We start from the raw sequence: 13,198 nt of genomic DNA on the forward strand, positions 1-13,198 counted from the left end.
GAGTCCGGACCCCGGGCGGCCACCTGCGATCGGGGGTGGCCGCCCGGTCGGCGGGGCTAGGCTGGCCGGCGTGCGGCTGGTCATCATGGCGGACACCCACCTGCCGAAGCGGGCCCGCGACCTGCCGGCTCCGCTGTGGGACGCGGTCGACGGCGCCGACCTGGTCATCCACGCCGGGGACTGGGTGAGTGTGGCGCTCCTCGACGAGCTGGAGCGGCGCAGCCGCCGGCTGGTCGGGGTGTACGGCAACAACGACGGGCCGGAACTGCGGGCCCGGCTGCCGGAGATCGCCCGGTTCGAGGCGGCCGGCCTGCGGATCGCGGTGGTGCACGAGACCGGGCCGGCGGGCGGGCGGGACCGTCGCTGCGCGGCCCGGTTCCCCGACCGCGACCTGCTGGTCTTCGGGCACTCCCACATCCCCTGGGACAGCACCGCCCCGGGTGGCCTGCGGCTGCTCAACCCCGGCTCGCCGACCGACCGCCGCCGGCAGCCGTACGCCAGCTATCTGACCGCCGACGCGGACGACGGCCGGTTGTCGGCCGTGACCCTGCACACCGTCGCCCGTTGAGTCCGCCGGGTCGGCGGCGGCGGCCGGCATAGGCTGTGGGTATGCCGAAAGCGATCTGGAACGACCTGGTCATCGCCGAGAGCCCGGACACCGTCCTGGTCGAGGGCAACCACTACTTCCCCCGGTCGGCGCTGCGCGACGATGTGGTGCGCGAGTCGGACACCCATACCCACTGCCCGTGGAAGGGCACGGCCTCCTACTACAGCCTGGAACACCAGGGGCGCAGCAGCGCCGACGCGGTCTGGTACTACCCGGAGCCGTTGCCCGAGGCCGAGATGGTCCGTGACCGGGTGGCCTTCTGGAAGGACGTCAGGGTCGTCGCCGAGGACTGACCCTCACCGGCCGACCGCCAGCGCCCGGTCCACCAGGTCGACGATCGCCGCCGCCGCCCGCGCCGAGTCGAACCCCGGGTCGGCGAGCTGTTCGGCCACCACAGCGTCGATCGCGCCGTTGATGATGACCGCGGTGATCCGGGAGGCCGGCTCGGCCCGGTAGTCGCCGGCGGCCTTGGCCCCGTCGATGAGCGCGGCGACGCTCTGCCATCGGCTGGGGGCGTTCGGGCTGTCGGTGACGCCCGATTCGGCACTGATCGCCTCGATGATCATCCGTGCGTGCGCCGGGCTGCCGCGCAGGTACGCGATGAGCGAGTGGATGTAGGCCCGCAGCGCGGCCGCCCCGGTGTGTGGCTCGACGGCGCCTCCCACCCGCGCGGTGAGTTGTTCGATCACCGTCCCGTACGCCGCCCGTACCACCGCGTCCTTGGACGGGAAGTGGTAGAGGACGGCCGCCTTCGAGATCTCCGCCGCCTCGGCGATCCGGGCCAGCGAGGTGCCCGCGTAGCCGTGCGCGGCGACCAGATCGATTGTCACCCGAATGAGCTGGGCGCGGCGGGCCTGCTCGGTGAGGGTCAGTGGCCGGCCGGCGCGTCCCTGGTCGACCGCCATGGCGCCACCGTACCGGGTGGTTTCGGCCGGGCGGTTCTCCCGCCCGGCCAGCTCTTGGTGACCTCTCGGTTAGATTTTCTACCACGCGGTTAGTAATCTGAACGCATGGTAGAAAACGAGGTGTCTGGCATGACGCGGGAAACCGGCCCGGACCAGTCGCCCTCCGACAGGTGGGGGCGATTCACCAGGTGGTTGCGCCGCCGGCGGCGGTGGCTGGTCGGCGTGGCCGCCGGGCTGCTCGCCGTGGTGATGCTGGTCGCGTACGCCCTGCGCGACCCGTCCCCGGTGGGCTACTTCACCTCGGCCCAGGCGCACGACCGCTTCCTCGCCGCCTACGACGAGGCGATGGCCGAGCTGCCCGAGCCGGACCGGACCCTCGACGTGCGGACCAGCTACGGGGTGGTCCGGCTCTACCACTTCACCGGCGCGTCACCCGCCGCCGCGCCACTGTTGCTGCTGCCGGGCCGGGCCGCCGCGTCGCCGGTCTGGGCCGACAACCTGCCCGCGCTGCTGCGGGTGCGCAGCGTCTACACCGTCGATCTGCTCGGCGAGCCCGGACAGAGCATCCAGCAGCGGCCGATCAACACCCCGGCCGACCACGCGCAGTGGCTGCACGAGGTGCTGGAAGAGCTGCCCGAACCCCGCATCCACCTGTTCGGACTCTCGTTCGGTGGCTGGACCGCGATGAATCTCGCCCTGCACCGTCCCGAGAAGGTCGCCAGCGTCCTCCTGCTCGACCCGGTGCTGGTCTTCGCGGACCTGCCGTTGGAGGTGATCATCCGGTCCATCCCGGCCAGCATCCGCTGGCTTCCCAAGTCCTGGCGGGACGACTTCGCGAGCTGGACCGCGAACGGCGCCCCGGTCGAGGACGTCCCGGTGGCCCGGATGATCGAGGCGGGCATGCAGACGTACGCGATGAAACTCTCTCCGCCGACCAGGCCCTCCGAGCAGGACCTGGCCGGCCTGCGGTCGCCCACCCTGGTGCTGCTCGCCGGGGAGTCCCGGATGCACGACTCGGCCGCCGCCGCCGAGGTGGCCCGCCGCACCCTCCCCAACGGGACGGTCAAGGTCTATCCCGACGCGTCCCACGCGATCAACGGCGAGTACCCCGACCAGATCGCCGCCGACGTGGCCGCGTTCCTGGCCGGGCTCGAATGACGGCCGGTCAGGACGCCGGTCCCGGCATCGTTACCAGCACCTGCCCCCGAGCCCGCCGATCGGTCACGTACCGGATCGGCTCGGCGGTCCGGCCCAGCGGTGCGACCGTCGGCCCGATCGGGAGGGCCGCCGGTATAGTCGGCGGCGTTGGCGAGCGAGATGGGTGTCTTCCGTGCCGCAGCGACTGGCGGAGAGGGCGGGTTGTGGCGACGGCCCCGGCCCGGTGATCGAGGCGTTCGGCGCCCAGCGGCGCCGGTTCATCGAGTTCCTGCGCGACCTGCCGGAACCGGCCTGGCGCCAACCGTCGCGCTGCTCGGACTGGTCGGTCCACGACGTCGCCCGGCACGTCCGCGACGGGGCACTGGCACACACCGCCGGGCTCGCCGGCCGCCCCAGCCCGTTCGGTGGCGGCCGGTTCGACCCGGCGCGGACCCCGTCGCAGTGGCTGGCCCGCACCGCAGGCGAACCGCCGGCCCACACCCTGCGCGACCTGACCGAACTCGCCGACCAGGAGACGACGCTGCTCACTGCCCGCGTGGCGGCCGCCGACAGCGGCCCGGCGCGCGGCCCGTTCGGCCGGCCGGCGCACTGGTCGATTCGGTCGCTGCACGTCTTCTGGGACGCCTGGATGCACGAGCGGGACGTGGTGCTCCCGCTCGGCGGCGAGATCCGGCCGACCGACGTCGACCTGCAACTGGCGGTTCTCTACAGCCTGCTCGCCGCCGCCACCTCGGCCAGCTGGACCGGCGGCTACCTGTGCACGTCGCTGGTCCTGGACGGTAGCCCGTCGGGCGGCTACACGATCTCCAGTGTGGACGACGAGATCGTGATCACCGCCGAACCCGGGGCGGCCACACCGCTGCGCGCCGAGGTCACCACCCTGTTGGACAGCCTGGCCGGGCGGGGGCCGAGCCCGGCGGTGGTGTTCGGCACGGCGTCACCGGCCGCCGAGCAACTCGGCATGCTGCGCAGGGCGTTCTCGCCACGCTGAGAGCCCGGAAGGAGCCCCTGATGGTCGTACGCCGGTTGAGCTGGCTGTTCCTCGTGGCGGTGCTGGCGGTGGCCGGCTGCGGCGGCAGCGGCGGGACCCCGTCCACCGATGCGGACTGGCCGGCGGGCACGCCGGCCGGTCCGCCACTGGAGTTCACCGCGACCACCGTGGACGGCGAGCCGTTCGACGGGCGTTCGCTCGCGGGCAAACCCGCCGTACTGTGGTTCTGGGCACCGTGGTGCCCGGTGTGCCTGCAGCAGGCGCCCGGCGTCCGCGAGGCGTTCGAACAGTACGGCGATCAGGTCGCCATCGTCGGGGTCGCCGGGCTGGACGAGGCCGCCGCGATGCCGGAGTTCATCCGGCTGGCCAAGGTGGAGGCGATAACCAACCTGTCCGACGAGACGGGCGAGGTGTGGAAGCGCTTCGGCATCACCTCACAGAGCACCTTCGTCCTGATCGACCCCGCGGGGACGATCACCTTCCAGGGCCGTCTCGACGCCGACGAGGTTCCCGCCCGGGTCGCGGAGCTGCTGGGCTGACCGGCCCGGTCAGAATCGTTCCCACGGTCCGTACATGCCGGCCTGCCGGTACCGCCGGGTCTCCGTCTTCCCGTCCAACCGTTTGACGGTGGCCACGACGATCTGCCCCTCGATCCGGTACGAGGTGAACGTCATCCTGTTCCCGGCCGGGGTGGGCGGGTCGCCCTCGATGACGGGCCACGCCTCCCGGGTCCTCCCGTCCCATGACACGTGGACCGGGACGAGCGCCTGCTGCCGGGCGGCACCGGGATTGCCGAGTTCGACGAGCACGAGCGCGTCCTCCCGGGGCGGCGCGTTCGCGGGTTCCTCGACGAGGAACTCCCCGTAGACCGGCCGCGCCCCACCCGGGAGCATCCGGCAGGGGATGTCGAAGCCGTTGGAACCGTTGCGGAACTGCACGACATCGTCGCTCTCCCCGCAGAACCGCAACGCTCGCACGGCGACATTGGGCCAGTCGGTCCGGCGGATCTCGCTCAACCGTTCGCCCCGGGTCGGTCCGGCCGGCGGACTCGACGTGGCCGGGGTGGTCGGTCCAGCCGGCGTCGCCGACGGTACGGCGGAAGCGGTGGCGCTGGCGATCGGCGCGGGCGCACCGGCGGGTCCCGCGTCTCCCGGCCGTCGTTCGGTCGAGGTGCACCCGGCAGTCACGGCAAGGGCAAGAACGACGCCCAGCAGAAATCTGGTACGCATACCAACCTTCCTTCGCTAAGGGTAGCTGTCCCGGATTGAGATGCGCCGTTCTCGCCACCAGTTCGCGAGGGGAGATGTCAGGTAGCCGACCTACCGGGCCGCGACCGGCGGTCTCCTCAGAGCTTTCCGGCGGCCGCCGCGAGGCGGATCAGCTCGATCCGACCGTCCACGAGGAGCGGACCGGCCGCGTACGGCACCAGCAGCGTGTCCCCCCGCCGCAGCGGCAGGTCGTCGGACTCACCGGTCAGTCTGCCCGCACCCGCCACCACCACCAGGACGCTGAAGCCCCGCTCCAGGCGGTCGCCGCCGCGCAGTCGGCGGGCGTCGAAGAACTCGTCCGCGGCCTCGGGAAGCAGCCGCTGCCCGCCCCGCAGGCGGTCGAGCCGCTCCGGGGTCCACCCGCCGCGGTCGACGCAGCGCAGGGCCAGGTCGTAGCCGAGCCCCAGATGGCCGTCGGACAGGCCGAAGCTCTGGTATTCGAGCAGCACGGAGAAGTCGGTCGGCTCCTGGACCTCCACCAGCAGGATGCCGTCGCCGATCGCGTGGGGCAGCCCGGCGGGGCAGAAGATCGCGTCGCCGGCCGACACCGGAACCCGGTTGGTGGCGTCGAGCATCGGCCCGATCCGCTGCCCGGTCACCCAGCTGGCCAGCTCGTCGGCCGGCACGTCCCGGGCGAAGCCGAGATGGACGTACGCGCCGGGGCGGGCCGAGACGATCACCCAGGCCTCGGCCTTTCCGTACGGCGACGCCAGGTGGGTGGTCGCGAAGCGGCGGTCCGGGTGGACGTGCAACGGCAGCCGCTGGCCGGCGTCGAGCAGCTTCACGAGCACGCCGGGATCGGTGCGCTCCGGGCCGAGCCACCAGCGCGGGTCGGCGGCGATCGCCTCCGCCAGCACCCGCCCGTCCGGCAGCGTGGAGAGCCCGGCCGAGTCGGCCCCGAACCGGGTGGTCACCGAGCCCACCCAGTCCTCGGGGCGGTCCGGCAGCGCGGGGACGCCGCGGAACCCGGCTATCCGGCCGGCGCCCCGGTAGAAGGTCGCCGGCTGGTTGGCGGCGAGCACCTCGATGGTCATCGGCGGTCCGATCCCCCGGGGCCGGACGTCCCGCGCCGCGCGAGCGCGGCGAGAAAACCGCCGACGAACGTGTCGCCCAGCCCGACCGTGGTGGGGTTCGTGACGTCCAGCGCGTACCCGGGGACGCAGTGGACCGCCTCGCCCATCCGCTGGCGCAGCGCCGCGGCGAAGGCCACCGACTCGGGCCGTCGCGGTCGCCGCCGCAGGCGGTCGACCTCGGCGTCGGTGACGTCGTCGCCGTGGCAGTAGCGGGCGGCGGCCAGCACCGTGCCGGTGTCGAGGGCGTCGGCGTGGTCGGCGGCGCGGTCGCCGAGCGCGAGCGCCCAGTACCTGGTGTGCAGAACCAGCGTGGGTACGGGGATGAGGGCGTGCACGGCCGTGAGCGCGTCCGCGACCTCCGCCGCCGAGAGCAGGTCGACCGGGTGCCCGAGGTAGGACTGCAGCTCGTCCTCGTTCAGCCCGTACACGTCGATCACGTCGAGCAGGGTGTCCCGGACCCGGCGGCTGAACGCGGGCTCGTGGTACGCCGCGTCCTCGAAGTAGGTGACCGCCCCGGGCGGCAACCGTCGCATGTGCCCGCGCAGCTCGGCCAGCCGGTGATCGAGTTGCGCCGCCGAGCGCATGGCGTTGAACCCGGAGATCAGGAACACCTCCGCCCGGCTCAGCCGGTCACCGAGGTCGTCGCTGAGCAGCATGGCGCCGTTGGCCGGATCGTTGACGTAGATCAGCCGGTTCGGGGCCGGCGCGGTGATGTCGAGGTCGCGGGAGCGGATCCGCAGGCCCTGGTCGTATTGGACGATCAGGTGCGGATGGAGGGCGTCCTCGACACCGCTGGAGACGTGGTCGACGTCGGGCGGCAGCAGCCGGCGTACGGTGTCGTCGACGCTCACCAGGTGCAGCGTCGATGGCACGCCGAGCCGGCTCATCACGATGCCGGCCCGCACCGACGTGCCGCCCAGCGCGGTCCGGTGCGGGAACCGGCCGGCGAAGGTCTCCAGCGCCGGGGCCGAGACGACGAAGTGCTCGCCGCCCCCGCCCCGGGCGACGTAGCCGAGGATCGACACCACCAGGTCCCGTTCGCTGGCCACCGTCGTCGGCGGCGTCAGCTCCCCGGCCGTGATGCCGTGCTCGGCGATGAGCCGTTCCAGCACGTCGGCGGTCAGCTTCAGCTCGTAGTCGACGCAGCCGCCGAGGCCGAGCAGGACCCGGGAGGCGTCGGCCATGTCAGTAGCGCGCGGCCTTGCCGGCGGCACCGAAGAGCTCGATCTTCTGGGCGGCGACCACCTTCATGGCCTCGACGCAGGCGGGTTGGATGGCGTTCGGCTCGCGGACCTTCGGGTCGTTGCCGAGGATCTCGCGCATCTTGGCGTGGTAGGCGAGCTTGATGTCGGTCGAGATGTTGATCTTGTTGATGCCGATCCGGGCGGCCTCGCGGATCTCGTCGTCCGGGTTGCCGGACCCGCCGTGCAGCACCAGCGGGATCTGGACCCGACTCTTGATCTCCTTGAGCAGGTCCAGCTTCAGCTCCGGCTTGAGGTGGGCCGGGTACATGCCGTGGAAGGTGCCGATCGCGATGGCGAGGCTGTCCACGCCGGTCTGCTCGACGAACGTGACCGCGTCGTCGGGATCGGTGTAGATGATCGTGGCGGCGCCCGCCTCGGCGTAGCTGTCGTTCCCACCGATCGTGCCGAGCTCGCCCTCCACCGAGACGCCGAGTGCGTGCGCGGAGTCGGTGACCTTCCGGGTGATCGCCACGTTCTCGTCGAACGGCAGCAACGAGCCGTCGATCATCACGGAGGTGAAGCCGAACTGGACCGCCTGCAGGGTCTGCTCGTAGGTGGCCCCGTGATCCCAGTGGATCGCGATCGGCACGCTCGAGCGGTGCGACCGCTCGACGATGCCGGTGACCATCTCGCGCCCGATGTGCCGGACCTCGTCCGGGTGGATGGCGACGATCAGCGGGGCGTCCGTCTCCTCGCTGATCTCCACGATGCCCCGGAACATCGCCCAGTCGCTGATGTTGAAGGCGGGCACGGCGAAGCTGTTCGCGTTGGCGACGTCGAGGATCGCCTTGCCGGTCGTCAGCATGTTCGAGTTTCTCCTTGGTTGCTGGTCTGTCAGGCTTTGACGGCGCCGGCGGTGAGCCCGCCGATGAACCGCTTCTGGAAGAAGAGGAAGAGGAACAGGACGGGAATCGAGCCGAGGATGCTCATCGCCATCATCTGGTTCCACTCGTAGGAGTGCTGGCCCATGAGCAGCTGGATGCCGATGGGCACGGTGCGCATCTCGTTGGTGCGGGTCAGCGTCAGCGCGAACAGGTACTCGTTCCACGAGATCATGAACGTGTAGACGCCGACCGCGATCAGACCGGGCACCGAGACCGGCACCAGGATCCGCCAGAGCGCGGTCCAGCCGCTGCCCCCGTCGACCTTGACGGATTCGTCCAGTTCGCGGGGCAGCGTGTTCAGGTACGCGGTGATCATGATGATCGCGTACGGGAGGGTGAACACCATGTGCGTGAGGATCAGGCCGGCGTAGGTGTCGTAGAGGCCGAGCGCGACGATGAGCCCGAAGTACGGAATGACGAGGGTGATCGGCGGCACCGCCTGGACGCTGACGATCATGGCGTTGATGGTCTTCTGGAGCGGGAACGTGAAGCGGCTGAAGGCGTACCCGGCGAGGATGGCCACCAGCAGCGTCAGGGCGGTCACCGCGAAGGCCACCAGGTAGCTGTTGAGGAAGAACCGCAACTGGGCGCCGCTGCCCAGGATCTCGCGGTAGGCGTCGAACGAGAAGCCCTCGGTGATCAGCCGCGGCGGGCTCTGGAAGACCTCGCCGTTGGCCTTGAACGAGGTGGCGAGCATCCACAGCACCGGCAGGCCGGCGAAGAGCCCGCCGAGGACCAGGCCGGTGATGACGCCGGCCTTCGCGAGGGTGCGTCTGGTCTTGACAGTGGCCATCGGCCTCACCGCTCCCTTTGCGAGCGTACGTAGAAGAAGGCCAGCACCATCGTCAGCAGCAGGACGATCACGGCGGCGGCGGACGCGGTCGCGAACTCGTACTCGCTGAAGGCCTGCTTGTAGGTGAAGGTGCTGAGCATCTCGGTGGTGTTCAGCGGCCCGCCGCCGGTGGTCATCCAGATCAGCGCGAACTGGTGCGAGGTCCAGATCAGGTCGAGCACCGCCATGCTGATGATCACCGGCCGGAGCTGCGGCAGCGTCACGTGGCGGAACCGCTGGAACCAGTTCGTGCCGTCCACGGCGGCGGCCTCGTACAGGTCGCCGGGGATGCCCTGCAGAGCGGCGAGCAGGCTGATCATGAAGAACGGGTAGCCGGACCAGACGTTGACGAAGGTGACCGCCCAGAGCGCCTTGCCCGGGTCGCCGAACCAGTTCACGCCCTCCTGGATGAGGCCGACGGTCTGCAGGACGTAGTTGACCACCCCGGCAGGGTCGAGCAGCAGCCGCCAGATGACGGCGATCACCGCGATCGTGAACAGCCAGGGCAGGATGTAGACGATCCGGAAGATGGCCCTGGTGACCCCGCCCAGCAGCGGGGTGTTGAGCATCATCGCGAAGGCGAGGCCGAGGACCAGGTGGGCCGCGGTGCTGACCGAGATGAAGACGGCGGTGTTGCGCAGCGCGGCCAGGAAGTCCGCGTCGGTGAGCACCTTCGTGTAGTTGGCGAACCCGGCGAACACCGAGTTCTCCTGGACGATCACGTTGTCCCGGAACGAGTAGCCGATCACCATGACGATGGGCACCACCATCAGGACCACGATCAGTAACACCGTCGGGGAGAGATAGCCGTACGGGATCAGGCGTCGGGCCAGCGCGGAGCGGGACCGTCCGGCGGCGGTCGGCGCGGGCGGCGCGGCCGGCGCCGTGGTCGGCGGTGCTGTCACAGTCATGCTGTCTCCTAGGTCGGGCGCCGCGCCGCAGGGCGGCGCGGCGCCCGAGTGGGCTAGCCGATTACCGACGACCAGTTCTCCTGTGCCTTGGCCAGGGCGTCGTCGACGCTGCTCTCGCCGGCCAGCACCAGCTGCAACTGCTCGGCGAAGCTGCGCATCAGGTCCTCGGACTTGGGCAGACCGACGAACTCGTTGGCCGGGTAGCCCTGCTGGTAGATCTCGAAGGCGGTCTTGAACATCGGGTCGCTGCTGCCGAAGTCGGGCTCCGCGGTCTTGTTGCCGGGGAAGCCGTTGGCGATCGTGCTCAGGTTCGCGTTCGTCTCCTGGCTCATCAGGTACGACACGAACTTGAACGCCTCGGCCTTGTGCTCGGTGGACTCGGAGATGCCGATGCCCCAGGAGGCGTAGGGGATGCCGCGCTCGCCGGAGTAGCCGTCCTCGGCGGGCAGCGCCGCCACCTCGAACTCCAGGTCCGGCGCGTTCTCCTTGATCAGGTTGATGTGGGCGAGCGAGTCGATCATCATCCCGACCTGGCCGTTGGTGAACTTCTCGACCTTGTCCTGCTCCTTCATGGTGAGCGAGCCGGGGGCGATGACGCCGGCGTCGTTGAGGCCCTTGACGTACTCGACCGTGCTCTTGACCTGCGGGCTGGTCAGGTTGGGCTTGCCGTCGGCCAGCATGCTGCCGCCGGAGGCCCAGAGCCAGGACATGACGTCGTTCTGGATGCCGTTGGGCACGGCGGTGTCGAGCGGGAGTGCCCAGCCCTTGACGTCGCCGCCGCTCGCGCTGACCTTGGTGGCCGCGTCGAGGAACTCGGTGCGGGTGGTGGGCACGTTCTCGACGCCGGCCTCGGTGAGCAGGTCCTTGTTGACGAAGAGCGGGTAGACGAAGTTGACCACCGGGATCATGTACGTCCTGCCGTCGATCTGGATCTGGCTGGCCAGCTCGCTGTCGTCGTAGTTGGCCTCGGCCATCAGGGCGGACAGGTCGGTGATCGCGCCCTGCTTGGCGAAGTCGTTGACCCAGGCGCCGTCGAGCCCCACCACGTCGGGCAGGGTCTTCGAGGCCGCGCCGGTGAGCAGTTGCTGCTTGGTCGAGGCGTACGGCGCGCTCAGCAGCTCGATCTCGATGTTCGGGTTCTGCGCCGTAAAGTCACTGATGATCTTGTCGAACTCCCCGGCCGGTAGTTCGGCGCCCCACCACTGGGCGAACTCCAGCGTCACGGTGCCGTCCGACGCGGCATCGTCGGAGCCGCACGCCGCCACGAACGCGACAAGCGTCGCCGCCGTCGCCGCTGCAAACAGTCGCCTCAGCCGGGTAGCGCGAAACATCATGACGAACTCCTTCTACATACAGATCTTTCTATTCTCTGCGAGGTTGACGACACGTTAGCAACGTGTTACCAGCAAAGACAAGAGGAGAACCGCAAAAAAACGCGGACTACGGCATAGGGTGGCGTCCGACGGCGCCGATGCGCGCAGTCGATGCATGGTTGTGGCATACTCCCGCTTTGACGAGGGGGAAGCATGAGCGTCGACAAGGACGAACGACAGCGGCACCTGCCCGCCGGACGTAAGGCCCAGCTGGCCGCGTACGTCGCCGACGCCGGCCAGGTCACGGTCGGCGACCTGGCGGAACGCTTCGGCGTCTCCATCGACACCATCCGGCGCGATCTCGACCAGCTCAGCGCCGACGGGGTGCTGGTGCGCACCTACGGCGGTGCCGTCAGCCTCTCCACCGTCTTCCGCACCGACCGCGCCGTCGACCAGCGGCTCAGCCTGCAGGAGCAGGAGAAGGAGCGGATCGCGGCGCTGGCCGCGGCGCTGGTCCAGGACGGCTCGACCATCATGATCAACGGCGGGACCACCACCCTGGCGGTCGCCCGCAACCTCGGCCAGCACCGGGACCTCACGGTGGCGACGAACAACCTGCTGGTGCCCGGCGCGCTGCCGCCCTCGGCGATCCGCGACATCTACGTCTTCGGCGGCGCGGTACGCACCCTCACGCTCGCCACGATCGGCCCGGTGAGCTTCCGGGCGACCGGCGGCGCCGACCTGGACATCAGCTGCGACCTGGCGCTGATCGGCGTCGGCGCGGTGGACTCCGACGCCGGCTACACGACGAGCAACCTCGCCGAGGCCGCGATGATGCAGGAGATGATCTCGCGCGCCGACCGGGTGGCGATCCTCGCCGACTCCTCCAAGTTCGGCCGCCGGCTCTTCGCCCAGGTCTCCGAGCTGGGCAGCGCCGACTACCTGATCACCGACACCGCGCCGCCGGCCGAACTGCGCGACGCCCTCGCCGCCAACGATGTCAGGGTCATCACCCCGGCGGCCTCACCCCGGCAGCGGGGAGCGCGGGCAACCAGCTAGCGGGTTCTCACGTCCACGGCAGTTGCGACCGCTGCTGCCAGTACCGGGCGGGCGGCTCGGCCAGGTCCGCCCACCGGGCGGGGTCGACGGCGAGCCGCTCCGCCCGCAGGTTCGAGGCCAACTGGTCGCCGGTCGCGGCCCCGGACAGCACGATCGCCGCCCACGGCTGACGCAGCGCCGCCGCGAGCGCGACCGCGTCGCCCACCCCCGGACGCACCGCGAGCCGGCCGTTGGCGAGCGCCTCCTTCACGATGACCAGACACCCCGCGTCGTACGCCTGCGCCAGCGCCGGGCCGACGCTGGGCTCCAGGAGATTCCAGGTGGCCTGCACGCTGCGGAACAACGGCCGGCCGTCGACCCGGATGCCCAGCGCGTCCCGGATCGTCTCGGCCTGCGCCGGCCCGCTGGTGGACAGTCCCACCACGACGCCCCGCTCGGCGAGCTCGGCGAGTCGACGGTGCAGGTCCGCGTCACGCAGGGCGGGACTGTCCGGGGTGACCGAGTGGATCTGGTAGAGGTCGAGGCGGTCGCCGAGCAGCGCCCGGGTCTCGGCGTACTGGCGGTCGAAGGTGGCGAGGCTGTGGTCCTTGACCTCGTGCGTGTCGGCCTCGACCCGCCAGCCCGCCGTGTAGGTGTAGCCCCACTTGCTCCCGACGACCACGTCGTCGATCTCCGGCCGGGCCCGCAACCACTGGGCCAGGAACTCCTCGGCCCGGCCGTACGAGCGGGCCACGTCGACGTACCTGACGCCCGCCGCGTACGCCTGGTCGAGCAGCTCGTGGGCGCGGGCCCGCAGTGCCTCGACCGTCCGTTCGACCGGCAGGTCCGTGTCGCGCCCCAGGTTGAGGTAGCCCGGCCGGCCGACGGCCGCCAGCCCCAACCCGATCCTGGCGGCTCCCGCCAGGCGGTCGGTGATTGTCATGACCCATCCAACCACCGCGCGGGCGAGGCCG

General features: G+C 70.8%; 15 protein-coding genes. 6 read left to right on the plus strand and 9 right to left on the minus strand.

Translation table 11 applies throughout. The features are described 5' to 3' along the window. The first annotated feature begins 70 nt into the window (after positions 1-70). Both O7627_RS07860 and O7627_RS07865 read left to right on the plus strand, forming a co-directional pair. Complete coding sequence (locus tag O7627_RS07860; RefSeq protein ID WP_278092836.1) at positions 71-568, plus strand: metallophosphoesterase; 498 nt, start codon at positions 71-73, stop codon at positions 566-568. A gap of 41 nt (positions 569-609) precedes the next feature. After that, positions 610-900 (plus strand): DUF427 domain-containing protein, encoded by a 291-nt coding sequence (locus tag O7627_RS07865; RefSeq protein WP_278092837.1) that lies wholly within the window; start codon positions 610-612, stop codon positions 898-900. Positions 901-903: 3 nt separating this feature from the next. On the opposite strand, the gene O7627_RS07870 is transcribed toward O7627_RS07865, so the two are convergent. Beyond that, the gene (locus O7627_RS07870; protein WP_278092838.1) at positions 904-1,512 is read right to left on the minus strand and encodes a TetR/AcrR family transcriptional regulator; all 609 of its coding nucleotides are present in this window, start codon (positions 1,510-1,512) and stop codon (positions 904-906) included. 129 nt (positions 1,513-1,641) lie between these two features. On the opposite strand from O7627_RS07870, the gene O7627_RS07875 reads away from it, so the two are divergent. From O7627_RS07875 to O7627_RS07885, 3 genes are all read left to right on the plus strand, one after another. Further along, a complete protein-coding gene (locus tag O7627_RS07875; protein ID WP_278092839.1) occupies positions 1,642-2,670 on the plus strand; it encodes an alpha/beta hydrolase in 1,029 nt (342 codons plus the stop codon). Positions 2,671-2,842: 172 nt separating this feature from the next. Next, positions 2,843-3,661 (plus strand): maleylpyruvate isomerase family mycothiol-dependent enzyme, encoded by an 819-nt coding sequence (locus O7627_RS07880; RefSeq protein WP_278092840.1) that lies wholly within the window; start codon positions 2,843-2,845, stop codon positions 3,659-3,661. A gap of 20 nt (positions 3,662-3,681) precedes the next feature. Then, the gene (locus tag O7627_RS07885; RefSeq protein WP_278092841.1) at positions 3,682-4,200 is read left to right on the plus strand and encodes a redoxin domain-containing protein; all 519 of its coding nucleotides are present in this window, start codon (positions 3,682-3,684) and stop codon (positions 4,198-4,200) included. A 9-nt stretch (positions 4,201-4,209) separates the two neighbouring features. Here the strand turns inward: O7627_RS07885 and O7627_RS07890 are convergent, their stop codons facing one another. The 7 genes from O7627_RS07890 to O7627_RS07920 all read right to left on the minus strand — a co-directional run bounded on the left by O7627_RS07890 (position 4,210) and on the right by O7627_RS07920 (position 11,207). After that, positions 4,210-4,890 (minus strand): hypothetical protein, encoded by a 681-nt coding sequence (locus O7627_RS07890; protein WP_278092842.1) that lies wholly within the window; start codon positions 4,888-4,890, stop codon positions 4,210-4,212. Between the two features lie 116 nt (positions 4,891-5,006). Further along, a complete protein-coding gene (locus O7627_RS07895) occupies positions 5,007-5,963 on the minus strand; it encodes a class I mannose-6-phosphate isomerase (protein WP_278092843.1) in 957 nt (318 codons plus the stop codon). Further along, on the minus strand, positions 5,960-7,186 hold the full coding sequence (locus tag O7627_RS07900) for an ADP-dependent glucokinase/phosphofructokinase (protein ID WP_278092844.1): 1,227 nt from the start codon (positions 7,184-7,186) through the stop codon (positions 5,960-5,962). The genes O7627_RS07895 and O7627_RS07900 overlap by 4 nt, the downstream gene beginning before the upstream one ends. Position 7,187: 1 nt before the next feature. Further along, positions 7,188-8,051, minus strand: coding sequence for a ketose-bisphosphate aldolase (locus O7627_RS07905; RefSeq protein ID WP_278092845.1), 864 nt, complete (start codon positions 8,049-8,051; stop codon positions 7,188-7,190). Positions 8,052-8,080: 29 nt separating this feature from the next. Beyond that, positions 8,081-8,923, minus strand: coding sequence for a carbohydrate ABC transporter permease (locus O7627_RS07910; protein ID WP_278092846.1), 843 nt, complete (start codon positions 8,921-8,923; stop codon positions 8,081-8,083). Positions 8,924-8,928: 5 nt separating this feature from the next. Next, positions 8,929-9,873 carry a sugar ABC transporter permease gene (locus O7627_RS07915; protein ID WP_278092847.1) on the minus strand — a complete coding sequence of 315 codons (945 nt, stop codon included), beginning with the start codon at positions 9,871-9,873 and terminating at the stop codon, positions 8,929-8,931. 53 nt (positions 9,874-9,926) lie between these two features. Next, entirely contained in the window at positions 9,927-11,207 is a 1,281-nt protein-coding gene (locus O7627_RS07920; RefSeq protein ID WP_278092848.1) for a sugar ABC transporter substrate-binding protein, read from the minus strand. Positions 11,208-11,399: 192 nt separating this feature from the next. On the opposite strand from O7627_RS07920, the gene O7627_RS07925 reads away from it, so the two are divergent. Further along, positions 11,400-12,245 (plus strand): DeoR/GlpR family DNA-binding transcription regulator, encoded by an 846-nt coding sequence (locus O7627_RS07925; protein ID WP_278092849.1) that lies wholly within the window; start codon positions 11,400-11,402, stop codon positions 12,243-12,245. Between the two features lie 7 nt (positions 12,246-12,252). On the opposite strand, the gene O7627_RS07930 is transcribed toward O7627_RS07925, so the two are convergent. Beyond that, entirely contained in the window at positions 12,253-13,167 is a 915-nt protein-coding gene (locus tag O7627_RS07930) for an aldo/keto reductase (RefSeq protein ID WP_278092850.1), read from the minus strand. Between the last annotated feature and the right edge of the window lie 31 nt (positions 13,168-13,198).

The sequence above is a fragment of the Solwaraspora sp. WMMD1047 genome, assembly GCF_029626155.1.
Lineage (GTDB): Bacteria > Actinomycetota > Actinomycetes > Mycobacteriales > Micromonosporaceae > WMMD1047.